This window comes from Exiguobacterium sp. s34, assembly GCF_018617435.1.
In the GTDB taxonomy this organism is placed as follows: Bacteria; Bacillota; Bacilli; order Exiguobacteriales; family Exiguobacteriaceae; genus Exiguobacterium; species Exiguobacterium aestuarii.
Window position 1 is genome coordinate 502,188 of the sequence record NZ_JACSKE010000002.1, and the last position, 22,387, is coordinate 524,574.

At 49.3% G+C, this 22,387-nt stretch carries 23 protein-coding genes; 12 read left to right on the forward strand and 11 right to left on the reverse strand.

Going from position 1 to position 22,387, the window contains the following annotated elements:
* The first annotated feature begins 93 nt into the window (after positions 1-93).
* The 3 genes from trhA (at position 94) to KNO87_RS06210 (ending at position 2,836) form a co-directional block, all read left to right on the forward strand.
* Positions 94-738 carry a PAQR family membrane homeostasis protein TrhA gene (gene trhA, locus KNO87_RS06200; protein ID WP_214789565.1) on the forward strand — a complete coding sequence of 215 codons (645 nt, stop codon included), beginning with the start codon at positions 94-96 and terminating at the stop codon, positions 736-738.
* A gap of 87 nt (positions 739-825) precedes the next feature.
* Entirely contained in the window at positions 826-1,521 is a 696-nt protein-coding gene (locus KNO87_RS06205; RefSeq protein ID WP_214789567.1) for a DsbA family oxidoreductase, read from the forward strand.
* 97 nt (positions 1,522-1,618) lie between these two features.
* A complete protein-coding gene (locus KNO87_RS06210) occupies positions 1,619-2,836 on the forward strand; it encodes an MFS transporter (protein WP_214794437.1) in 1,218 nt (405 codons plus the stop codon).
* Positions 2,837-2,859: 23 nt separating this feature from the next.
* Here the strand turns inward: KNO87_RS06210 and KNO87_RS06215 are convergent, their stop codons facing one another.
* On the reverse strand, positions 2,860-3,954 hold the full coding sequence (locus KNO87_RS06215) for an MBL fold metallo-hydrolase (RefSeq protein WP_214789571.1): 1,095 nt from the start codon (positions 3,952-3,954) through the stop codon (positions 2,860-2,862).
* Between the two features lie 182 nt (positions 3,955-4,136).
* Here KNO87_RS06215 and KNO87_RS06220 point away from each other — a divergent pair, with 182 nt between their 5' ends.
* Positions 4,137-4,859 carry a DUF4386 domain-containing protein gene (locus tag KNO87_RS06220; RefSeq protein WP_214794439.1) on the forward strand — a complete coding sequence of 241 codons (723 nt, stop codon included), beginning with the start codon at positions 4,137-4,139 and terminating at the stop codon, positions 4,857-4,859.
* On the opposite strand, the gene KNO87_RS06225 is transcribed toward KNO87_RS06220, so the two are convergent.
* The 4 genes from KNO87_RS06225 to KNO87_RS06240 all read right to left on the reverse strand — a co-directional run bounded on the left by KNO87_RS06225 (position 4,819) and on the right by KNO87_RS06240 (position 7,179).
* Entirely contained in the window at positions 4,819-5,412 is a 594-nt protein-coding gene (locus KNO87_RS06225; protein ID WP_214794441.1) for a Crp/Fnr family transcriptional regulator, read from the reverse strand. The genes KNO87_RS06220 and KNO87_RS06225 overlap by 41 nt on opposite strands.
* A 103-nt stretch (positions 5,413-5,515) precedes the next feature.
* On the reverse strand, positions 5,516-6,103 hold the full coding sequence (locus KNO87_RS06230) for an SCO family protein (RefSeq protein WP_285800643.1): 588 nt from the start codon (positions 6,101-6,103) through the stop codon (positions 5,516-5,518).
* Positions 6,104-6,107: 4 nt separating this feature from the next.
* Entirely contained in the window at positions 6,108-6,521 is a 414-nt protein-coding gene (locus KNO87_RS06235) for a disulfide oxidoreductase (RefSeq protein ID WP_214794443.1), read from the reverse strand.
* A 1-nt stretch (position 6,522) separates the two neighbouring features.
* Positions 6,523-7,179, reverse strand: a complete 657-nt coding sequence (locus tag KNO87_RS06240; protein ID WP_214789579.1) for a DsbA family protein — start codon at positions 7,177-7,179, stop codon at positions 6,523-6,525.
* 120 nt (positions 7,180-7,299) lie between these two features.
* Between KNO87_RS06240 and KNO87_RS15500 the strand changes: the two genes are divergently transcribed.
* A complete protein-coding gene (locus KNO87_RS15500; RefSeq protein ID WP_214794445.1) occupies positions 7,300-8,892 on the forward strand; it encodes a diguanylate cyclase domain-containing protein in 1,593 nt (530 codons plus the stop codon).
* 49 nt (positions 8,893-8,941) lie between these two features.
* Here the strand turns inward: KNO87_RS15500 and KNO87_RS06250 are convergent, their stop codons facing one another.
* The 3 genes from KNO87_RS06250 to KNO87_RS06260 all read right to left on the reverse strand — a co-directional run bounded on the left by KNO87_RS06250 (position 8,942) and on the right by KNO87_RS06260 (position 13,909).
* Positions 8,942-9,619, reverse strand: a complete 678-nt coding sequence (locus tag KNO87_RS06250; RefSeq protein ID WP_214794447.1) for a DUF6241 domain-containing protein — start codon at positions 9,617-9,619, stop codon at positions 8,942-8,944.
* 144 nt (positions 9,620-9,763) lie between these two features.
* The gene (gene odhB / locus KNO87_RS06255) at positions 9,764-11,038 is read right to left on the reverse strand and encodes a 2-oxoglutarate dehydrogenase complex dihydrolipoyllysine-residue succinyltransferase (protein ID WP_214794449.1); all 1,275 of its coding nucleotides are present in this window, start codon (positions 11,036-11,038) and stop codon (positions 9,764-9,766) included.
* An 18-nt stretch (positions 11,039-11,056) separates the two neighbouring features.
* Positions 11,057-13,909: a 2-oxoglutarate dehydrogenase E1 component gene (locus KNO87_RS06260; RefSeq protein WP_214794451.1), complete on the reverse strand. Its 2,853-nt coding sequence runs from the start codon at positions 13,907-13,909 to the stop codon at positions 11,057-11,059.
* A gap of 337 nt (positions 13,910-14,246) precedes the next feature.
* Here KNO87_RS06260 and KNO87_RS06265 point away from each other — a divergent pair, with 337 nt between their 5' ends.
* The 3 genes from KNO87_RS06265 to KNO87_RS06275 all read left to right on the forward strand — a co-directional run bounded on the left by KNO87_RS06265 (position 14,247) and on the right by KNO87_RS06275 (position 16,263).
* On the forward strand, positions 14,247-15,179 hold the full coding sequence (locus KNO87_RS06265; RefSeq protein WP_214696054.1) for an ABC transporter ATP-binding protein: 933 nt from the start codon (positions 14,247-14,249) through the stop codon (positions 15,177-15,179).
* The gene (locus tag KNO87_RS06270) at positions 15,157-15,894 is read left to right on the forward strand and encodes an ABC transporter permease (RefSeq protein ID WP_214789589.1); all 738 of its coding nucleotides are present in this window, start codon (positions 15,157-15,159) and stop codon (positions 15,892-15,894) included. Before KNO87_RS06265 ends, KNO87_RS06270 begins: the two co-directional genes overlap by 23 nt.
* Before the next feature lie 174 nt (positions 15,895-16,068).
* The gene (locus tag KNO87_RS06275) at positions 16,069-16,263 is read left to right on the forward strand and encodes a hypothetical protein (protein ID WP_214696058.1); all 195 of its coding nucleotides are present in this window, start codon (positions 16,069-16,071) and stop codon (positions 16,261-16,263) included.
* Positions 16,264-16,306: 43 nt separating this feature from the next.
* Here KNO87_RS06275 and KNO87_RS06280 read toward each other — a convergent pair whose 3' ends face one another.
* Positions 16,307-17,086, reverse strand: a complete 780-nt coding sequence (locus tag KNO87_RS06280) for a sulfite exporter TauE/SafE family protein (protein WP_214794453.1) — start codon at positions 17,084-17,086, stop codon at positions 16,307-16,309.
* 33 nt (positions 17,087-17,119) lie between these two features.
* Positions 17,120-17,494: a rhodanese-like domain-containing protein gene (locus KNO87_RS06285; protein WP_251126757.1), complete on the reverse strand. Its 375-nt coding sequence runs from the start codon at positions 17,492-17,494 to the stop codon at positions 17,120-17,122.
* A gap of 115 nt (positions 17,495-17,609) precedes the next feature.
* On the opposite strand from KNO87_RS06285, the gene KNO87_RS06290 reads away from it, so the two are divergent.
* From KNO87_RS06290 to KNO87_RS15570, 3 genes are all read left to right on the forward strand, one after another.
* Entirely contained in the window at positions 17,610-17,906 is a 297-nt protein-coding gene (locus KNO87_RS06290; RefSeq protein ID WP_015881009.1) for a rhodanese-like domain-containing protein, read from the forward strand.
* Between the two features lie 31 nt (positions 17,907-17,937).
* Positions 17,938-19,338 carry an MBL fold metallo-hydrolase gene (locus KNO87_RS06295; RefSeq protein ID WP_214794455.1) on the forward strand — a complete coding sequence of 467 codons (1,401 nt, stop codon included), beginning with the start codon at positions 17,938-17,940 and terminating at the stop codon, positions 19,336-19,338.
* 66 nt (positions 19,339-19,404) lie between these two features.
* Entirely contained in the window at positions 19,405-20,526 is a 1,122-nt protein-coding gene (locus KNO87_RS15570; RefSeq protein WP_214794457.1) for a TlpA family protein disulfide reductase, read from the forward strand.
* Positions 20,527-20,567: 41 nt separating this feature from the next.
* On the opposite strand, the gene nfsA is transcribed toward KNO87_RS15570, so the two are convergent.
* Positions 20,568-21,317 carry an oxygen-insensitive NADPH nitroreductase gene (gene nfsA, locus KNO87_RS06305; protein WP_214794460.1) on the reverse strand — a complete coding sequence of 250 codons (750 nt, stop codon included), beginning with the start codon at positions 21,315-21,317 and terminating at the stop codon, positions 20,568-20,570.
* 170 nt (positions 21,318-21,487) lie between these two features.
* On the opposite strand from nfsA, the gene KNO87_RS06310 reads away from it, so the two are divergent.
* A complete protein-coding gene (locus KNO87_RS06310; protein ID WP_214794463.1) occupies positions 21,488-22,381 on the forward strand; it encodes a DNA/RNA non-specific endonuclease in 894 nt (297 codons plus the stop codon).
* Positions 22,382-22,387: the final 6 nt, after the last annotated feature.

Here is a 22,387-nt window from a genome sequence, read left to right on the forward strand (position 1 = left end):
TCTCATTTGTCGAAAGGTACACCTTGCTGTTTGTTCCTCTTCAGTATATCATGTAGTTATCGATACTACATGATGTGATAAGGAGTGTTTTACATGAATTCGATTTTCCGTGAACCGATTAACGCGCTGACGCATCTTGCCGGTGCGGTGCTCGCTTTTATCGCGCTAATTGCGATGGTCGTCAAAGCATCCCTACTCGGCTCGCCGCTTGCGATTATGGCTGCGATTCTATTCGGGATCAGCCTCGTCTTTCTTTACTTATCTTCAGGTCTTTACCATAGCATCATCGCCTCGCCGAACGTCATCGCCTTCTTCCGGAGAATCGATCATGCGATGATTTACGCGTTGATTGCGGGTACATACGCGCCGCTCACGCTACTCGCGCTCGAAGGACCGACGCGTTGGGTTCTCTTCGGAACGGTACACGCACTCGCCCTGTTCGGGATCATCTTTAAGCTCGTCTGGTTCCATGCCCCGCGTTTTTTATCGACCGCGCTCTATATTGGTATGGGCTGGCTGTCCGTTTTCTTTATCGGGCCACTCCATGACGTGATTGGCAACGCCGGCATCTTCTGGCTCGTTCTCGGGGGTGTCATGTATACGATTGGTGGGCTCATCTACGGGTTCAAGCCGAAATTCGTCAACTGGCGAGGATGGGGCTTCCATGAAGTGTTCCACTTGTTCATCTTGTTCGGAAGCTTCGCCCACTTCGTCTGTGTGTTCTGGTACGTCTTTTAAGTCCTCCTCCTGGAGGGCTTTTTTTATGAGCCGTTTCCTGTACTTTGAATTCAAGATTTTCTACACTAGGGACAGGAGGGATTCACTATGAAAATTGAAGTATGGTCAGATTATGTCTGCCCGTTTTGTTATATCGGGAAGCGTCGTCTAGAAGAGGCGCTCGAACAGTTCCCACAGGCGGACCAAGTGGAAGTCGAATTCAAGAGTTTCGAGCTCGACCCGAACGCCCCAACGAACGATTCACGTACCATCTATGAGGCACTCGCGACAAAATATCAGATGCCGATCGAACAGGCAAAAGGTACGACCGCTCAAGTTGCCGCTCAAGCCCGCGAAGTCGGACTCGACTATGATTTTGAAAACATGGTCGTCACAGGTACGCTCGATTCACATCGTTTGACGCATTACGCGAAGACGGTCGGTAAAGAAAAAGAATTGTCAGAAGCGTTGCTTCAGGCTTACTTTGTCGATGCCAAACACATCGGGAACCACGATGTCCTCCTGGACATCGCGACAAGCGTTGGTCTCGACCGTGACGCGGTACGCGACGTCTTGACGACGGACGTATATACGGAAGACGTTCGTGCCGAAGAGAAACGTGCAAGCGACCTCGGAATCACGGGTGTGCCGTTCTTCGTATTCGATAACAAATACGGGGTATCCGGTGCTCAACCGACGGAAGCGTTCACGCAAGTGCTCGAAAAAGTCTGGTCTGAGAACAATCCGACGATCCAAGTCCTCTCGAACGGTGCAACATGCACCGACGACAACTGTGATATTTGATTGATGAAGAAGCCGACATTCGGCTTCTTTTTTGTGGTATTCTCCACCCTACTACTTGATAATAGTGATTAGCATATAAGAATCGAGGACTACATCTATGTGGAAAAATCGGAACGTCTGGATCATCTTGACGGGCGAATTCGTCGCCGGTCTTGGTCTATGGCTCGGTATCATCGGCAATTTGGAATTCATGCAAGACCGTGTCCCCTCTGACTTTGTGAAGGCGGTCATTCTCGCCATCGGCTTACTCGCCGGGGTCGCCATCGGTCCGCTCGCCGGACGCTTGACCGACCAAGGCTCTAAGAAAAACATCATGCTGATCTCTAGCGTCGTCCGAGCGCTTAGTGTGCTGTTCATGTTCGTCGCGATTGAGACGAACTCGGTCGTGTGGATGGTCGTCTTTTTGATCATTTTACAAGGATCGGCAGCCTTTTACTTCCCGGCTCTGCAGGCAGCGATTCCGCTCATCGTGAAGGAACGAGAACTTCTCGCCTTGAACGGCGTCCATATGAACGTCTCGACACTATCACGCGTCATCGGGACGGCGATCGCCGGTGTGCTGTTGACGCTCATCTCTCTTCGTAACGTCTATGCCCTTTCGCTCGTCGCCTATCTGTTGCTTGCGGTCGCGACATTGTTCTTGAAGCTTGATGAGACGAAGACACCGTCAGCGAAAAAAGTCGACACGAAGGCGTCAAGTGGCTTCAAAGATGTCTTCCCGATCATCAAATCAATCCCGGTCATCTTCATGACACTCGTCATGACGCTCATCCCGCTCCTCTTTATCGGAGGGTTCAACTTGCTCGTCATCAACATCAGTGAGTTGCAGGACTCGACGGCGATCAAAGGATGGATTTATACAGCCGAAGGACTCGCCTTCATGACAGGTGCCTTCATGATCAAACGGATTGGAGAAAAGTTCTCGGCGTTCTCGATTTTATTCTCGTTCTCGTTTTTGATTGGTGTCGCACAACTGATGCTCTATTTTGCGGATATTCCGTTCATGTCGATTGCTGCGTTCGTCGTATTCGGATTCTCGGTCGGCTGCTTCTTCCCGACGGCCGTCACGATTTTTCAGACACGGATGCCAAAAGAATATCACGGTCGTTTCTTCTCGTTCCGTAACATGCTCGACCGGATCATCTTCCAAGTCGTCCTACTCGTGACAGGGTTCTTCCTCGATTTGATCGGACTTCAGCTCATGGTCGTCTTGTTTGGGATCAGTTCGATCGCGATGACAGCCGCGTTCCTTGTGTATACGCGTAAACATAAACTGCATATCGAAGAAGACGCTACTGAGAGGATCTCTTCGTAACAAAAAACAAGCGATGACCGATGTCATCGCTTGTTTGCGTCTTCGAGTTCTCGCCACCACGTCGTCGTATCATTCCGCCCGTCGAGCGTGATTCGCTCCCCAATCTTCGGAGTGAGGACGACTTCTTTTGGTAAGAGGGACGCCATCTGTTCCGCCGGGTCGAACCAGTCGTGGAACGACAGTGTGAACGCACCCCAATGGATTGGCATCATCTGGTCGGCGCGTAGATCGCGAAACGCTTGTGCCGTCTCTTCCGGTTGCATATGGACGTCCGGCCAGCGTACGTCATATTGTCCGCATTCGAGCGCGGCGAAATCAAACGGTCCGTACTGTTCGCCAATCATCTTGAAGTGAGGTGCGTAGCCGCTGTCTCCGCTGAAAAAGAGACGATCCGTCTCACCGAGGACGACCCATGATGCCCATAGCGTGCTGTTCCGATCCGTCAGCGAACGACCGGAGAAGTGACGTGCCGGCGTACATACGAACGTCCAATTCCCGAACGTGTATGACTCATTCCAATCTCGCTCCACGATTCGCTCAGCACCGACACCCCATCGTTTCAAATGACTCCCTACCCCAAGCGGTACGATGAACATGGCAACCTTGTCTTTGATTGCAAGGATCGTCCCATAGTCGAGATGGTCGTAATGGTCATGCGTTAACAAGACGACATCGATCTCAGGCAAGTCCTCAAGGTCGAACGGTAAGTCTTCACTGAAACGCTCATTTTTGGCGAATGGGAGCGGCGATGGACTGCGTCCAAACATCGGGTCAACAAGCATCGTCTTCCCGTCCATTTGTACCATCAGTGCCGAATGACCGAGCCAATAGATTCTCGTAAAGCTCGAGCCCGTCTTTTCCTCGAAATCGATTGGCACGATCGGCAGACGTTCGCTCGGCTTACGCAGCGACGTCACGTCGCGATAGTCACGAGCCATCGACACCATGTCCTCCGCGGAAAAGTTCATCGGCGTCTCGTATTGATTGCGGAACTTTCCATTGACCTGGTTCGGGGATTGAAGTGATTTCGGTTTTCTTCCGAGTGGTTTGTACTGCGTCAGAATCGTTCCTGTGACAGCCGCCATTCCGACTAATGAGAGCAACATCGTCTTTTTCATCTGGATCCTCTTTTCTACAAGTTCGTTGCATTGATTATAGCGTGCATTTCTCCATCTGATATCGGTTAGTATGCAGATTCACTTATTTTTCAAAAAAATGGCGTGTTCTTGACTTAAGTCAATGTGCGCCCTTTATTGTCCTTATATGATAGAGACAAGATCATTTGAAAGGAGTTTTTCTCATGAACCATTCATCTGTCCGTTCACAGCGACGTGCCGCGTTATGGTCCGGAATCGCCCTCGTCCTCATGGCACTCGTCGCCTTTTTCGCGCAAGGATACGTCTATCAATCCCTCGTCATCGAAAATGAAGCGATGACAACGTATGAGAACTTAGTCAGTCATCCGACGCTGTTCCGTTTCGGGATCATCGGCTGGGGCATCATTGTCGGGCTTGACTTAATCGTCGCCTACGGGCTTTACCGTTTCTTCAAACCGCTCCATGTCACCTTCGCTCTACTCATCGGGACCCTTCGTTTCGTCTATACACTCATTCTCGCGTTCGCCGTCATCCGTCTCATCGAAGCCGAACGCCTCCTCGACACATCTGCTTCAGCTAGACAAGTATATGAAACAGTCACGTCATTTGAGGTCATCTGGTCTTTCGGCTTGATTGTATTCGGGCTTCACCTCGTCGCAGTCGGATGGATGGCGGCACGGACCCGACTCATTCCTAGAACGATTGGAATCCTGCTCGTCGTTGCCGGCTTCAGCTACACGGTCGTCCATGTCCTTTATCAATTCCCTACACTTGAGGACTTGGCGATTCTACTCGAACTCATCCTCATGCTCCCGATGTTCGTCGGGGAGTTGGCCTTTGCCGTATGGTTACTCGTGAAAGGAAGAACGCTTCCCATGCATGAACTCACTCGACAATCCGAAGGTGGCGCGTCGCCCGCTTCTTGATCCGACTGAGTGATTCCGGTGTGATGCCGAGATAGCTCGCCAGTTGATACTGAGGGACCCGATAGACTAAATCGGGTCTCTTCTCCATCAAGGTCTGATACCGTTCCTCTGGTGTGGACGACATGAATGAGGCGAACGCATCTCGCATCGTCCCCATGTCTTCTTGCATCATGTCACGCGTCATCGCCTCAAGGACGGGATTCATCTCGTATTGTTCGTACTCTGTCGAAAGATTGCCGACGACGAGACAGCATTCCTCCAGACACGTCAACGAATAAGGGGACCGTCCATCTGTATGATGTTTCGTCAATATGGTGATACTCTGTTCTTCCGTGATGAAATCGACGGTATGCTCGTTCCCGTCTTCGTCGACTTTATATTGACGAATACAACCGCTCAGTACGAAATAACATTTGGTCGGGACGTCTCCTTGATGCAATAAAATCGTCCCTTTCGGAAATGTGGCAATCGGCACATCGGCCGTCAATCGTGCACACTCGTCATCACTCAAATCCGTAAAACGTTTCATGTATTGAATCAAGACGTCTTTCATCCCGTTCACTCCTTTTCAGGGAAACCAATCTAGTCCCTCAAGTATAGCAGGTTTCATCATTCAAAAAGACCTGCCCACCGCTTTGGTAGGACAGGCCTTCAGTTTAAGACTTTTGCAAGATCTTAATGTCGTTGATGATATCTTCAGTCGGGACATTTTGGAAACCAGGATATGCTTTGATGATTTTCCCTTCCTGGTCGACTAAATAGAAATACGTGCCATGATCGACTTGTGTGCCTTCGTCAGGCTTTCGGACGAGTGCTTTGAAGTTCTCTTGGGCGAATGTCTGAATTTCATCTTGCGAGTAACCAGACAAGAACTGCCAGTCCGCTTTCGCAAGGTCATAGCCACTCATAAATGCTTTCATCTTCTCCGGAGTGTCCACGGTCGGGTCGACACTGAACGAGACGAACTGCACGTCTTCGACACCCTCTTCCTCGAGCGCTTCATTCAGCTTCGTCATGTTGTACGTCATCGGCGGGCAGACTGTCTCACAGCTTGTAAAGACGAAGTCCGCCATCCACACTTTCCCTTTTAAGTCGTCGAGGCTGACCATTTCTTCTTCTTGGTTCATGTATTCGAACGATTCGATTTCCCAGTTGAGCGGGTCCTCAATCTCTTGTCCACATCCTGCTAGGACGATGAGCATCGTCATCAAACTACCAATCCACCATTTCTTCACACGTTCCAACTCCTTATCGCTTTTTGACATTCCACATGAGGATCGTGATGAGCGTGAAAGCCGTCAATGCGAGAAACGGAATCGTGATGAATCCGAACCAGTTGATATATTGACCGCTACACGGAACACCTTGTGCACAAGGCTGAATTTCTGCAAATCCAGGCACTTTTTGTACCAAGTAATGGTAAAGTGAAACAATACCGCCTATGATAGTAAGCGGTAACACATATTTCCGCACCGCCCGATCGTCCGTGAAGACAGCGATTCCCAAGAGGATCGTCAGCGGATACATAAAGATACGTTGAATCCAGCATAGCTCACATGGCACAAACTCGCGAATCTCACTGAAATAGAGACTCCCGAGCGTCGCCGTCAATGCGACAAGCCAAGCGAGATACAGTCCATATTTTTCGAAAAATGACTTCATCTTATAAATCCTGCTCAATCAACTGCTGAATTTGTTCGTAATCGAACGGGTCCTCGAGCATCACACCGTTAATCATGATCGATGGTGTGAATTGAACACCGTTCTCTTTTACAAGACCGTCGTCCGTGCTCACTTTCTCAAGTACGGTCGAATTTTCACCGAGGTCTTGTTCGAGTTTTGCCAAGTCGACCGATGTCGTCTCGCCCGCGATTTCTTTCAACTTCTCGACCGTCACCCATGCGTTGTCGTGTTGTTGTGAAGCCGGCTGCGCGTCGTAGAGCGCTTTATGGAACTTCCAGAACGATTCAGGATCTTGCTCGTATACCGACTCAGACGCGAGTGAAGCTAAAATCGATTCCTGTCCGTGGAACAAGACGTTAATATAACTGAAGCTGACGTCTTCCTTGTCGAGATAGTCCGCTTTTAGTTGCGGGTAAATCGTTTCACCCCACTGTTTACACGATGGACATTTATAATCTCCGAACTCGACAACCGAGACTTTCGCGTCCGGGTCTCCAAGCGTCGGCTGTCCCTCGATTGACACGTGATCGCCTCTATCAGCAACTGGCGTCTCATCTTGATTGAGCAAGACGAACACCAAAGCAATCAATGCCACAGCGACGATGGTCAAGATGACCAATAATTGATTCTTTTTCATTCTCTTCACCTCTATCTATTTTGACTCGTCTTTCATTATAGCGGAAGCTCTTCCTCCTATCATGATATCGACTCGTTTTTCATAATTCTCTTTAATTCAAGCTTTAGGAGGTTTTTTCGCATGATCAAGTCTTTTACGATGCGCCTCGGACTCATTTTGGCGCTCAGCATTGCCACGCTCGTCTTTTTACTGACGATCGCACTCACATCCCTCATCAGTCACCGAGCATCTGACTCGCTCGAACAAGAAATTGGGGAACGCCTTTCGACGACGTCACATCAATTGGCGGATAAACTCGACTTTTATATGTGGTCACGCTATCAAGAAGTTCAACTGTTGCAGGAGCTCGATTTAGAAGACCGAGACGCGACACGACGACTGCTCGATCAAGTCCAATCGAACATCCCGGCATTCTCATGGATGGGTGTCACCGATGCGGAAGGAACCGTCGTCGCTTCCACGAACGGCATATTAGAAGAGGCGTCCATCGCCGAACGACCGGTCTTTCTTGAAGCAAAAGAAAAACCATTTATCGGAGACGTCCACGAGGCGGTCCTTTTAGCTGAATTATTGCCGAATCCGACGGGGGAACCTCTTCAATTCGTCGATATCAGTGTTCCGCTATTCCAAGACGGGACGTTTCAAGGAGTGCTTGCCACTCATTTGAGCTGGGCATGGGGAAAAGAGGTGCTCGGACATTTCAATCGGACGCTCCATGAACAAGTCGACGATACGGACCTGTTCGTTGTCAGTGAGCGAGACAACGTGGTGCTCCTCGGTCCGGACGATATGGTCGGAAAACCACTACCCGTGTCGTTTACGGAAGGGGCCTCCGTGAAAGAATGGCAAGACGGACAGGAATATTTGACGGGCATGTCAATCGGGGAAGGTTATGACGAATACCCCGGACTCGGTTGGCGTGTCGTCGTCCGTCAACCGGCAGCGGTCGCGTTCGCACCAGTCGAGACGCTAGAGACGAGAATTTTGTGGATCGGCTTATTCGCATCGCTTGTGACGGCCGTACTCGGTTGGCTACTCGCTTCCATCGTGACGAGACCGTTGAAACGAATTACTGAAACGGCTTCGCTCATGGAGCAAGGAAAAGTAGACAAATTCCCACACCAATCTGGAATCGAAGAAATCGAGTCGCTCGCATTCGCGCTAGAATCGCTCGTCACTTCTCTCACCGAGTCTGAATCGGAACGTGTGCATTTCGAGCTACTAGCGAATCGTGACGCGCTGACCGGTCTTTCAAACCGTGTCGCCTTACGTGAACAGTTGAATCAATTGCACACTTCAAAAGAGCCATACGTTTTCTTTTATATCGACCTCGATGGGTTCAAGGCGGTAAACGATACATACGGTCATGCGGTCGGGGATGAGTTGTTAGTTGAAATCGCACAACGGCTACGAGCACTCACAATCGATGACGTGTATCCGGTCCGATTGAGCGGCGACGAATTTTTCCTCATGTTCCCGAGACGTGATTGCTCGATGGAAGAAATTCATAAAATCGGTACGTCAGTCATCGATATCATTTCACAACCCGTGATGCTCGATCTCGCCTCGGTAAAGGTCGGGGCAAGCATCGGTGCATCGATTTGGTCGCCCCCTGAACCTCCCCACGTCGCCATCGAACAAGCAGACGATGCCTTGTATCGGTCAAAAGCGAAAGGGAAGCAGCGCCTTTCATTTCATGAGTCGTTCCAATGATTGTGGGCGCCCATTACAAAAAGGAGTTCAACTTGAACTCCTTTTTGATTTACTCTTCGGTTTCAGATGTTTTGTCTTCTTGTTGCTCCTCTTCCTCTTCTGGCATCGGCTCTAAGTCCATCGTATACACGTATTCCTCTCCAAAGTTATTCAAAATGAACAACTCTTCTTCCGCTCGCGTCGCGAGTCCGCTCGAGAAACCGATGACGGCGTACATTTCCTCTAGAAGAACGTCTTGCTCTTTGTCAATCTCATCAAAGATGGCTTGTTCCCATCGTTCGATGATTTGGCCGAGTTGAAGGTAGTCTTCCATTTTGATTTTATTTTTTTCGCGTAGCAACTCCAAATAGTCTCGTATCTCTTTCAAATTGTCGTGCGTCATCGGGATGGCACCCGCTTTTTCCGTCGCCAAAATCTTTTGGTGTGTCATCAAATGCATCGCATCGACGAGATTCCCTTTGTTCAATTTTTTCGCATCATCAAAGACAAGGCCCGTCGTCTCCTGCGGGTTGATGCGGCGCGTCACATTTTGACGTCGCCCGAGCGGGTCTTCTTCTTTGATGATGTCGATCAATTCAAGCGCACGGGTATACTCTTCTTTCGTCAAATTGTCTCGGTCGAGCTCATTTTGATTCGGTCCCATCCAATATTGATAGAGCGCATATGTAGCCATGATCACTACAACGAAGACAAGTCCTATCCAAGGAAGCCATTTTTTCCATTTCATTTACGATTCACACCCTTTTCTTGATTCGCTCTATCAAGGATAACATATATGCCCTGACAAAAATTCCAATAAAAGGTTTTTTGGGTTGACCTCATACAAAAAAGTACCCACCCCTGATTTAAGAGCGAGTACTTCGTTTTCATCTTATGCTTCGAACAACAATTGTTCCGGATCTTCAATCATGTCTTTGATGTGCTTCAGGAATGTGACAGCCTCACGACCATCTACGATTCGGTGGTCATACGAGAGAGCAACATACATCATCGGACGGTTTTCCATCGTGTCTGCGTCGATCGCGACTGGGCGGAGTTGAATTGAGTGCATCCCGAGGATCGCGACTTGTGGTCCATTCAAGATTGGTGTCGAAAGGAGTGAACCGAATACGCCACCGTTTGTAATCGTGAACGTACCTCCTGTGAGGTCGCTCAAACCAAGCTTGTTGTTACGCGCTTTGTCCGCAAGGTGAAGGATGTCTTTCTCGATCTCACCGAAGTTTTTGCGATCCGCTTCACGGACGACCGGCACGACGAGACCGTCTGGCGCCGATACGGCAATCCCGATATCGTAATATTTCTTCAAGACGATTTCATTGCCTTGGATTTCAGCGTTCAAGTAAGGCATGCGCTTGAGAGCGGCTACCGCTGCTTTCGTGAAGAATGACATGAAACCAAGTTTGACATCGTTGTCTTTCACGAACTTCTCTTGGCGACGTTTACGGAGAGCCATGACCGCCGACATATCGATTTCGTTGAACGTCGTGAGCATCGCTGCCGTCTGTTGTACTTCTACGAGACGGTTCGCAATCGTTTGACGACGACGTGTCATCTTGATGCGCTCTTCTTCTTTCCCACTCGCAGCCGGTTGTGGTGCAGGTGCTGCGGCAGCTGGTTTTTGTTCTTTTACAGCTGGTTTGTCTTCATGTTTTGACACGTCATGGACGTTGATGCGTCCTATCGGATCATTCGTTTGAACAGCTGAGAGGTCGATGCCTTTCTCACGAGCGAGCTTGCGTGCAGCAGGTGTTGCGATTGGACCTTTACCAGGGCTCGCGACGTGCTCTTCACGTTTCTCCACTTTCTTACCTTCTTCAACAGACTCCGTTTTCTTCTCAGTCGGCGCTTCTGTTTTCGTTTCTGTCGCGTTTTCTGTCTTCGTCTTCGTCGCGACAGCCGTTCCGCCACCAGAACCTGAACCGAGACGTGCGATGACGTCACCAACTTGAACCGTATCCCCTTCTCCGGCAAGTTGTTCTTCTAACACACCCGCTTCGTCAGCTGGGACTTCGATATTGACTTTATCCGTCTCGAGCTCAACGATGGCTTCCCCTTTTTCGACTTGGTCGCCTGGCTGTTTGAGCCACGTCGCGACCGTTCCTTCCGTAATGGATTCTGCTAATTCAGGTACTTTAATTTCGACCACAATGAGTTCCCCCTTAACTTATTTACGATCTTTTTGGTATGTGCTCGTGCCTGCACCGCTTGAGACGACGTCACGAGAAAGTGCTTCACGGATGATGCGTGCTTGTTCTTGTTTATGGGCTGTCGGATTTCCTTCAGCCGGGCTCGAACGACGACGACGACCGATGTAACGAACGTCGAGTCGGTTCGTTGTGACTGCTTCAAGACGAGGCTCGATGTATGTCCAAGCCCCCATGTTTTTCGGTTCTTCTTGTACCCAGACGATTTCACGTGCATTCGGATAACGGCTGATGACGTCACGAATCTCGCGTACCGGGAACGGATAAATCTCTTCCACTCGGATAATGTGCAAGAAGTCGAGTGACTCTTCTGACTTGCCGACCGCTTCCGCGAGGTCGATCGCCATCTTCCCTGTGCAGAAGACGAGACGTTCGACTTTCTCCGCATGTTCACCGAGACCTGGCTGTTCAACGATTGGTTTGAAACTCTCTTCCGTGAACGCCTCGATTGGTGATGTCGCGAGCGGATGACGAAGCAGACTCTTCGGTGTCATGATGATCATCGGACGAATCTCTTCTTTGCCGAGCATCTCGGCTTGGCGACGGAGGATATGGAAGTATTGTGCCGCAGACGAAAGGTTTGCGACTGTCCAGTTTTTCTCCCCGGCAAGCGTCAAGTAACGCTCCATCCGTGCACTCGAGTGCTCCGGACCTTGTCCTTCATAACCGTGTGGCAAGAGCATAACAAGCCCTGATTTTTGACCCCATTTCGCGCGACCTGCCGAGATGAACTGGTCGAACATGACCTGCGCAGAGTTCGCAAAGTCACCGTATTGCGCTTCCCATAAGACGAGCGTGTCTTGGGCGAACACATTATAGCCGTACTCAAATCCGAGTACCGATCCTTCAGAAAGCGGGCTGTTGTAGACAGAGAACGAAGCTTTCGCCGTCGACAGCTGATGGAGTGGCGAGAACTTCTTCCCTGACTCGACATCGTTCAACATGATGTTCCGTTGGGCGAACGTTCCGCGCTCCGAATCTTGACCGCTCAAGCGAACCGGCGTACCGTCTGAAAGAATCGAAGCGAAGGCGAGCGTTTCCGCATGACCCCAATCGATTTTCCCACCTTCACCGAATGCGTCACGGCGACGATCGAGTACTTTTTGAAGCTTATGGAAGACTCCGAAGCCTTCTGGCCAGTCAAGTAACTCTTCATTCAATTGCGTGAGGAGTTCGAGTTTCACGCTCGTATCGACTTTCGGGAATCCTTTATGGACCGCGTCCGGTAAGACGATGTCAGCATCCTCTTCTTCAGAAGGAACGAGGTCACGTGCTGCTTTAAGTGCCTCTTCGATTTTCTGTTCGATTTGTGCTTTTTCGTCTTTTGTCATGACGCCTTCTGCCTCAAGTTGCTCGGCATATACGTGACGGACAGACTGATGTCCTTTGATCGCTTTATAAAGAACCGGGTTCGTGTTCATCGGTTCGTCCATTTCGTTATGACCGTAACGACGATACCCAATCAAATCGACCAAGATGTCTTTATGGAACTTGGCACGATACTCACTGATCAGCTTCGCGACGGCGACACATGCTTCTGGGTCATCCGCATTCACGTGTAAGACCGGGATTTCATATCCTTTGGCGATATCACTCGCGTAACGTGTCGAGCGTGAATCGTTCGGGTCCGTCGTGAAACCGATCGTGTTGTTGGCGATGACATGAACTGTCCCACCTGTACGGTAACCCGTCAAATTCGTCATGTTGAGCGTCTCCGCGACAATTCCTTGTCCTGGGAAGGCCGCATCCCCGTGAATCAAGATCGAGGCTGCCAAATCATCGTGTTGAACAGCCGATCCTTTCTCAGAACGGTCATCTTGTGCAGCACGTGTGTACCCTTCGACGACAGATCCAACGAATTCAAGGTGACTCGGGTTGTTCGCCAAGTTGAGACGTACTTCTTTTTGTTGCTCGACAACTTTTCGGTCAAGACCGAGGTGATATTTCACGTCGCCTGACCAACCGAAGTTGATCCCAATTGATCCTTCAGACGGAATCAATTCTTTGTTCGGTGCGTGCTGGAACTCCGCAAAGATCATCTCGTACGGCTTGCCGAGTACGTGAGCGAGTACGTTCAGACGTCCACGGTGCGCCATCCCGATGTTGATGTGTTCAGACCCGCTCGAGATGAGTCCGCCGACCATCGCGTCGAGTAACGGCACCATCGCATCCAATCCTTCGATGGAGAAGCGTTTCTGTCCGACATATGTCTTATGAAGGAATGATTCAAACAGTTCTGTCTCAGCCAGACGTTTGAACAATTCGATTTTTTCTTCTTTCGAGAAGGATTGCTTCAATGCACCTTGCTCGATTTGACGGCGAATCCACTTCTTCTCTTCCATATCGTCCAAATGGCGAAGTTCAATCGCGACCGTTCCTGTGTAGACGTCGAGCAAGTGACGGAATAATTCGAGGGCACTCGCGTTCGGTTTCGGTGCATCGTCCGAAAGAAGACGAGCCGGAATTTGTTTCAAATCTTCTTCTGTCAAATCGTAACGAGACAGCTCGAATAACTCCTGTTCCCGCGGATGATCTTTCAATGGATAGATATCAGCCGCCTTATGACCGAACGCACGGATATCGTTGACGAGGCGTGTCGCCGAGACGACTTTCTCCAAGTCAAACGACGGACCCGATAACGGTACTTCTGTCGGTGATGATTCTGGTGCCCCGTTCTCGTCGAAGTAACGACGTGTCTCCTCATCGACCGAAGACGGGTCTTCCAAATATTGTTCGTATAGTTCAATGATGTAGCCTAAGTTAGGACCATAAAATGCTTGCGATTTCTCGTGAACATTCGACGACTCTCCCATTGAATAAATCCCCCTTATCCATTCCTAAACGTTCAATCTGTGAACGCTTTCATTTTAACATGTAGCCCGAAGCAGTTCACTCTTCCCTTACCCTAGTGAACAAAACCAAATCTTGCCTCTTACGCTCAACTTCATACTACACCTTTCATGAAAGAAAGACCCTTACAAATTCACAATTCGTCCATACTATTTCGATAAGTTTTGCTTATCGATAAAATGTGTCTCAACTCATTTGTTTCAACAATTTCAAAAAAAGATGAAACCTTATTTCATACAAGGCCGTAGAAGGGGTGTAGGAAGCACACTAAAACTTTTAAAAAGAAAGATAGGTGACCACATGTTATCCGTACAAAATGTCCATAAGAAAATGGGAAAAGCAACGGTATTGACGAATGTCAGTTTTGATGTCGTCCCAGGTGAAATCTTTGGTTTCCTCGGACCGAACGGCGCCGGGAAAACAACGACGATTCGAATCATTACAGGCCTCATGCCTGCAACACACGGTACCGTGACGGTCGATGGGTATGACGTCGCGAACAACCGCCAAGAGGCACTTAGCCGAATCGGAGCCATCGTCGAGAATCCGGCGTTTTATCCGTACATGACCGGTCGTGAGAACTTGATTCATGCCATGAACTTGATCCCGAACTTAAAGAAAGTCGATTTGAACGCACTTGGTGCGCTCGTCGGACTCGACGGAAAGCTCGATATGAAAGTCAAACAATACTCGCTCGGGATGAAACAGCGCCTCGGGATTGCCCGTGCCTTGTTGCATAATCCTAAAGTACTTATCCTTGATGAGCCGACAAACGGTCTCGACCCAGCCGGAATCGCCGATCTTCGAAATTACTTACGTCACCTCGCTGACCATCGCGGGATTGCCATCCTCATTTCGAGTCACTTGTTGAGCGAAATGGAATTGATCACGGACCGCTTTGCCATCATCGACCAAGGACAAATCAAGTCGGTGGAAGACGGACAGACGAAAGCAGATAGCGTCATCCTTTGTAAAGTCGCGAAAGAGCAGATGAGCGATGCGCTCGACGTCGCGGCTCTCGCTTTCGATGATGTGAAAATCATTCAACAGTCTGCCGAATCGTTCATCGTGCCACGTCAGGAAACGGATATCCCTGTCTTATTGAAACAGTTGATCGAGCGTGACATCGCCGTCTACCAGATCGGGATGAAGCACGAGTCGCTCGAAGAACAATTCTTGAAATTGACGAAAAAAGAAGGAGGTACAAACAATGCGTTCATTACTCAGCAATGAATGGATGAAGTGGCGTCGCACGATTAAACCTTACGTCGCCTTAGGCGTATACACCGCGATTATTCTCATCGTATACGCCGTATTGGCGAGCGGAAATGGTACACCGGAAGCGGCATCGTTCTTTGAATTCTCAACGATGGGCGCCATCGCCTTCCTCAGCATCTTTACCATCGTCTTCACGGCCGAGATGGTCGGGAATGAGCTGAAATTTGATACGTTGAAGCATCTCTTGATGAGTCCGTATTCTCGAGACCGCATCTTATTATCAAAACTCGTCATGTCCGTCCTCGTCATGTTGCTCCAATTCGTCTTTATCCTAATCGTCGCGTTCGGGTTCTCACTCACGTTAGACGGTTCTGTCACATGGGACGTCGTGCGACCAATCCTCATCAGCGTGAGTGGACCGATCTTCATCATCTTCTTGACGCTTATGTTCTCGGTCGTCTTCAAATCGGTCGGTGTCGTCATCGGTTTCACGGTGCTCGCGAACTTTGCCTCAAGTATTATCGGTGGTCTTCTCGTCGCCTGGAAACCTGAACTCGCAAAATGGATTGTCTTCTTGCATACCGACCTTTCGATTTATGACGTTAACCCTGAGTTTATGAAAGCGATGGACGCTACGATGGGCTTCTCGATCTTCTATGTCGCCCTTCATATCATCGCCTTCTATCTCATCACGGCCTTTATGTTCCGTAGCAAAACGTTCGCGGAATAAACATTCAATCCCTTTCATTCGATTCGTTCGAGTGACAAGGGATTTTTCTTGTATGATTTTGTAAGTGTGACTCTTCTCCTTCACCTTTGTCACACAACCTCAACATTCTGTCGAAAGTCTCTTCGGTGCATACGATATGATGAAGATAACAAGTTTGGAAAAGGATGTGACAACATGGCTCTCACGATTGGGTTAGCATTGCTCGTCTGTTTGATTGCACTCATTTTCACCATCATGGTCGGTCTCGGGAAAGACCGCTCCACGTATAGCCAAAAGAAGAGCTGGTCGATGGTTTCTTGGCTCTACATCATCTTGCTCCCTGTCTCGTTTATCGGACTCGGACTTCTCTATTATTTCATTACGAAGTAACGCAAAAAAATCACGATGCCAGAATATAGGCATCGTGATTTTTTCATGCGATCAAGTCGCTCCAAATTTTAACGGTACTCGCTAAAATGAGTAACGCCAAAATCCATTGGAGTGCTTTCGTATTCATATTTTTCCCGACATTTGCCCCGATCGGCGCGGCGATCAGACTTGCGATAATCATGATGATAGCTGGCTCCCAAACGATTTGGTCGGTAATGATTTTACCGAACGTCGAACCAATCGACGAAATAAACGTGATGGCGAGTGAACTCGCGATCGCCATCTTCGTCGGGATCCGTAAGACGACAAGCATGATCGGCATGAGAATGAATGCCCCCGCTGCCCCGACGATACCAGCTGCGATTCCCACGATGAACGCTGAACTTGCCGCGATCACCTTGTTGAACTGCACTTGGTCGAGTGGCATGTCGTCCACTTGTGGTTTCGGCAAGAACATCATGATCGTCGCAATCGTCGCAAGGATGGCATATACGACATTAATCATCGTCTCAGATAAAATGGTCGAGCCGTATCCCCCGATAAAACTTCCGATCAAGACGGCCACACCCATGTAAAGAATCAACTGCTTGTTTAAGTATCCACCTTTACGATAGGCATAAATCCCACCGATTGTCGCAAAGAACACTTGGATGGCACTGATCCCAGACACCTCGTGCGCGCTAAAAGCGGCAAATCCTAAAAGCGGTGGAATGTACAACAACATCGGATATTTGATGATCGACCCACCAATCCCGACCATCCCAGAAATGAACGACCCGATAAATCCAATTAGAAAGATTGTAATGATAAACCCGAACTCCATATAGACTCCTCCATTTGTTTTCGTATTCTCTACTTATTCAATCGATTCCCAAGCCATAATGCCACCCGACACATCATAAATGTCTGTATATCCGGCATCTTGTAATTGGCTAGCGGCCTGGGCACTTCGGTTACCGCTCCGACAAATGACATAGATCGGTTCATCTTTCGGATACGACAGTTGGTTTGCATCTAATGAAGAAAGTGGTGCGTTCACCGCCCCCTCGATATGCCCCCCCTCGTATTCTGACACTTCTCGTACGTCAAGGAGTGTTATTTCCTCGTTTTCCAATTTGTTTTGTAGAGTTTTAACGTCAATTTTCGTAATTCCATCCTTTTCTGATGTGATTACAAAGATAAAAATCGCCATTAAAACCAAAATCCCAACAAATAAGGAAATTCTCTTCATGTTTTCCCCTCCAATTCTTTTCACTTGCGCTCATTATACCTTAGGGGGTATATTAAAGCCAACGAAACATTCTCGTTGCCAAAAACCTTAAACATGAAAAGGAGATCAAAGACTCATGAAGACGATTACGACTACTGAATTAGAAGCGTTACTTCAAGCTGACGACTCACTCAACCTCATCGATGTACGAGAGGTAGATGAATATGCTGGAGGTCACATCAAACAAGCGAAAAACGTACCACTTTCTGAATTCGGGGCAAAAGTCGATGAGCTCGATCGCTCTAAACCGATTCACGTCATTTGCGCAGCCGGTGGACGCAGCATGAACGCATCTGCTTATCTCGACTCACTCGGGTTCGACGTCACGAACGTCGACGGTGGGATGATGAGCTGGCAAGGCGAAGTCGAATAAACGATTACTTTACTCATAGGGGGAAATTTATATGCTATTACGTTATTTTTATGATGAGAAACTAGCACAAGCTTCATATATGGTCGGTTGTCAAATGACAGGCGAGGCAATCGTCATCGATCCTGCCCGTAACATCGAGCCTTATCTTCAAGAAGCGAAAAAAGAAGGAATGAACATCGTCGCAACGGCAGAGACACATATCCATGCGGACTTTGTATCGGGTTCACTCGAACTCGCGAAGCGCACAGGTTCGAAAGCCTATCTATCAGACGAAGGTGATGCTTCTTGGAAGTATGCATTCGCGAAAGACATCGACGCACAACTAGTCAAAGAAGGCGACACGTTCAAAATCGGAAACGTGACACTCGAAGTCATGCATACACCTGGTCACACACCGGAACACATCTCGTTCCTTCTTTATGACCGCAACCAGACACAACCGATGGGAATCTTCACAGGAGACTTCGTCTTCGTCGGAGATATCGGTCGCCCTGACCTTCTCGAAGAAGCAGCCGGTGTGAAAGGAACGACGGCAATTGGCGCGGAACAAATGTTTGATTCACTCAAAAAGTTCATGGCGCTTCCTGACTTCGTTCAAGTCTGGCCAGGACACGGTGCAGGCAGTGCTTGCGGGAAAGCACTCGGTGCGATTCCAACATCGACGGTCGGTTACGAAAAAGCGACGAACTGGGCGCTTCAAATGACGGACAAAGATGCCTTCATCAAAGAGTTGACGACGGATCAACCAGAACCGCCGAACTACTTCGCCATGATGAAGAAAGTGAACAAAGAAGGCATTCAAGTGACGACAGATATCGCTCGTCCTGAAGTCGTCGGGTCGGACCGTCTTGATACACTCGTCGAAGAGACACAGGTCGTCGATACACGTAAAGGCGAAGACTTCGCAAATGGTCACGTACCAGGGACAATCAACATCCCATACAACAACAAGTTCGTCTCTTGGGCGGGATGGCTCGTCAACTTCGACAAAGACATCACGGTTATCGCAAGTGCAGAGAACGTTGATCAAGTACAAACCGATCTTCAATCAATCGGTCTCGATCGCCTTCGTTTCATCGTCCCTGTCGAAGAACTCGACGCATCACTCGCGACGGAAACGTATACGGACGTGACAGCAGAGGAAGCGATCGAAGTTGCTGAAAAAGGTGACGTGTTCGTCCTCGACGTTCGTAACGCGACAGAATGGAACGCAAGCCATTACGAAAAGGCAGAGCGTATCCTTCTCGGTAAACTCACACGTGATCACGAAGGGCTTCCGAAAGACAAAACGATTGCGGTCCATTGTGCATCAGGCGTCCGCTCACGCATGGCGGCAAGTGTCCTTCAATCACTCGGTTACAAAGATATTCACAATATCCTCGGTGGCTACGGCGCGATGAAGACTGTCTTGAACGCTCAACAAATCAAGTAATGCTATACTGACTATGAATATGGCGCCCGCTTCAAGAGGGGCGCCTTTTGTTTAGGAGGGAAAGACGTGGTCGCTATCGGTCCACTCAACATTCGTTTCGATTTACTCATCTTTTTATTAAGCCTTGCCGTCCTTTACGGTATCTTCCGTTTCCTCGGTTTGACGAGTAAGCAGCGTGAAGCCGTCATCGGTACATGGTTCTATGGATTTCTTGCCTGGAAAGGGAGCGCCATCGTCATCGGTCTGTTGACGACACGTGATATTTCTCTTGCCATCTATGCTACAGGAGGCGTATGGTCTCAATGGATTGCGGCCTCTGTTGTCCTTTTGTTCGTCTATCGACTCGATCGAGACCTTTTAGGATATTGGATGCTGAGCGGGCTCCTCATCTGGCTCGGGATGACACTCGCGGTTCCGGTATACGGGACGATTTTGAATCTTTCCGACCAGCCGATTCATCTATGGAGCGCCGCCCTCATTCTTCTACTACTCGGAACGACGTGGCGATGGATGCATGCGCCAACGCAAGGACGCATTCTTTGGACCGCATTCGGTGCATATGGCATCTGGCTGTTTCAGTCGTATACGGTCGGGCAGGTTCAATGGTGGATGATTGGGATTGTCTTCATCCTGTTCGGGCTTTCGCTCTATGTCGCTCGCCCTTCAAAGAAAGCGATTCAAGTGAGTATCGGTGTCCTCGTCTTGCTCGCGGTCGTGAATGTTGCCTTGCCGGAACGTGCTACGCAAACCGTCACGACAGAGACGGCATCGACCGGTCTAAACATCGGGCAAATTCCCCCTTCGTTCGAATTACAACGAACTGACGGGAGTACGTTCGACTTATCATCTTTACGCGGTAAGCTCGTCGTCGTCAATTTCTGGGCGTCCTGGTGTCCTCCATGTCGCGCAGAAATGCCAGATATGGCTGCGTTTGCGAAAGAGCGAGACGACGTGACCATCGTCGCCGTCAACACGACGACGAGCGAACGTGACCCGGACAATGCCATCTCGTTCGTCGAACCGTACGAAGACGCGTTTACTGTCGTCTATGACCGTGACGGTCAAGTCGGGGATGCGTACCGAATTCAGGCGATGCCGACGACGTATGTGCTCGATGAATCCGGTGTGATCATCGCAAAACAATTCGGTGCCATCGACAAGAATTGGCTCAATGCCCAACTGAACTGAACATGACAAAACCGCCGACATTGATTTGTCGGCGGTTTTTGTCATTGCTTCAAATAGCCTTGTGCTTTCAAGAAATCTTTGACGTCAAGACGCGTCGATTTTGACAACATGCGCCCCATCTGTCCGGTCCACGTGTCTTTACGTGGGTTCGAGCCACGAACCATATAGTAATCGTGAATCAAGGCATCGTAATCGGAAAGGGACTGCTTAATCTGTTCTGGATTCGCTTCATACGTATTCTCATGGTACACATGTTGGAACGGCAAGCGTGGTTTTTGATCTTCGACCTTGGCCGGTACACCGACTGCCATCCCGAAGAGCGGAATGACCCGTTCCGGTAACCCGAGCACTTCTTTGACCGCAAAGAGGTCGTTCCGAATGCCGCCGATATAACAGATGCCGAGTCCCATCGATTCTGCCGCCACTGCCGCATTTTGCGAGGCGAGTGCAGCGTCAATCACGGCGACCAAGAGTTTCTCATCAGTTTCAAGCGTCGCAGACACTTCAGCTTCCTGCAGCTCACCAATCACTTCATGGCGATGTAAATCCGCACAAAAGACGAAAAAGTGACCGTTCTCGACGACATAGGACTGGTTACCGGCAATCTCGGCAAGTCGTTTCTTCTTCGCTTCATCGGTCACCCCGATGATGGAATAGGCTTGGATAAAGCTAGACGTCGATGCGCGTTGGGCGCTCTCGACGATGGTCTGGATTTGTTCATCTGTTAATGTCTCGTCCGTAAAGTCACGGACGGAACGGTGGTTCAATAATGTCTCAATCACTTCGTTCATACGTTCTTCCCCCTTTTTTTCAATCTTGGCACAAGCTTTCTGAATCCACAAATGAGAGGAATCTATCGGGCACATTTTGAAGGGGGACGCTCACTTCTTGTTTTCTTATGCTATCATTATAGACTACATAGAAAATACGGTAGCGTAACTTCGAATAAGGGGCGAGATATATGAAAAGAATACCATTTTACATTCCATTCCTGCTTGGGGTACTGCTCCTCTCCGGTTGTACGGATGCCGATGTGAGCGTCCCGACGTCGACTGAAGAAACCGTCGAAGAGGAACAGAGACAAGAAGAACAGACAACCGAGACGCCTTCACCTGAACAGGAAGAAGATTTATTTGAAGGCTATACGAAAATCGAGGTCGATGGCGGTGATCAGTCCGGAACACGGGAAGCGAATGTCGTCGTCGATATCGGCTTCGGCGACCGTGAGTACTGGGCGTTCACGAACGAGCATGGTCAATTGATTCGTGTCATTGCTGACGAGATCACCCTCCAAGACGATGAGACCGAAGACGTCAATTCTTCTGGTCGTTATTATTCAGACGAGGCAAAGGTTCCGGGCGTCGAAGACCCGAACCTCGATGAAGGTCACATTATTGCCGATTCCCTCGGCGGTGTCTCGAATGCCTATAATATCACACCACAAAACAGTGCACTCAATCGCTATGGGGATCAGGCGTTCATGGAAGACGTCATTCGAAAAGCAGGCGGGGCGAAAGACTTCGAGGCCATCATCACCTACCCGAATACGACGACACAGATCCCTTCCCGCTACCAATACACGTATACCGTACGGGGCAATACGGTCACGGATACGTATGATAATGCGGACCCAGAAGAAGTGAACGAATCACTCGGACTGACGGACGACTCTCCACCTGACGTGACCACGGAGCCGGTCGAGGAACGAGAATTATCCGATATCGATATTGACGGAAACGGACAAGTGACGATCAAGGAAGCAAAAAACGCCGGATTCGAGATGCCCATCACGCGTGACCATTGGTTGTATCAGTATATGGACGACCGTGACGGTGACGGGATGGTCGGTGAATAACGACGA

Bases quoted from the DNA above. Each gene is read 5' to 3' on its own strand.
- trhA (WP_214789565.1), top strand. From the start codon at position 94: ATGAATTCGATTTTCCGTGAACCGATTAACGCGCTGACGCATCTTGCC.
- KNO87_RS06205 (WP_214789567.1), top strand. From the start codon at position 826: ATGAAAATTGAAGTATGGTCAGATTATGTCTGCCCGTTTTGTTATATC.
- KNO87_RS06210 (WP_214794437.1), top strand. From the start codon at position 1,619: ATGTGGAAAAATCGGAACGTCTGGATCATCTTGACGGGCGAATTCGTC.
- KNO87_RS06215 (WP_214789571.1), bottom strand. From the start codon at position 3,954: ATGAAAAAGACGATGTTGCTCTCATTAGTCGGAATGGCGGCTGTCACA.
- KNO87_RS06220 (WP_214794439.1), top strand. From the start codon at position 4,137: ATGAACCATTCATCTGTCCGTTCACAGCGACGTGCCGCGTTATGGTCC.
- KNO87_RS06225 (WP_214794441.1), bottom strand. From the start codon at position 5,412: ATGAAAGACGTCTTGATTCAATACATGAAACGTTTTACGGATTTGAGT.
- KNO87_RS06235 (WP_214794443.1), bottom strand. From the start codon at position 6,521: ATGAAGTCATTTTTCGAAAAATATGGACTGTATCTCGCTTGGCTTGTC.
- KNO87_RS06240 (WP_214789579.1), bottom strand. From the start codon at position 7,179: ATGAAAAAGAATCAATTATTGGTCATCTTGACCATCGTCGCTGTGGCA.
- KNO87_RS15500 (WP_214794445.1), top strand. From the start codon at position 7,300: ATGATCAAGTCTTTTACGATGCGCCTCGGACTCATTTTGGCGCTCAGC.
- KNO87_RS06250 (WP_214794447.1), bottom strand. From the start codon at position 9,619: ATGAAATGGAAAAAATGGCTTCCTTGGATAGGACTTGTCTTCGTTGTA.
- KNO87_RS06260 (WP_214794451.1), bottom strand. From the start codon at position 13,909: ATGGGAGAGTCGTCGAATGTTCACGAGAAATCGCAAGCATTTTATGGT.
- KNO87_RS06265 (WP_214696054.1), top strand. From the start codon at position 14,247: ATGTTATCCGTACAAAATGTCCATAAGAAAATGGGAAAAGCAACGGTA.
- KNO87_RS06270 (WP_214789589.1), top strand. From the start codon at position 15,157: ATGCGTTCATTACTCAGCAATGAATGGATGAAGTGGCGTCGCACGATT.
- KNO87_RS06275 (WP_214696058.1), top strand. From the start codon at position 16,069: ATGGCTCTCACGATTGGGTTAGCATTGCTCGTCTGTTTGATTGCACTC.
- KNO87_RS06280 (WP_214794453.1), bottom strand. From the start codon at position 17,086: ATGGAGTTCGGGTTTATCATTACAATCTTTCTAATTGGATTTATCGGG.
- KNO87_RS06285 (WP_251126757.1), bottom strand. From the start codon at position 17,494: ATGAAGAGAATTTCCTTATTTGTTGGGATTTTGGTTTTAATGGCGATT.
- KNO87_RS06290 (WP_015881009.1), top strand. From the start codon at position 17,610: ATGAAGACGATTACGACTACTGAATTAGAAGCGTTACTTCAAGCTGAC.
- KNO87_RS06295 (WP_214794455.1), top strand. From the start codon at position 17,938: ATGCTATTACGTTATTTTTATGATGAGAAACTAGCACAAGCTTCATAT.
- nfsA (WP_214794460.1), bottom strand. From the start codon at position 21,317: ATGAACGAAGTGATTGAGACATTATTGAACCACCGTTCCGTCCGTGAC.
- KNO87_RS06310 (WP_214794463.1), top strand. From the start codon at position 21,488: ATGAAAAGAATACCATTTTACATTCCATTCCTGCTTGGGGTACTGCTC.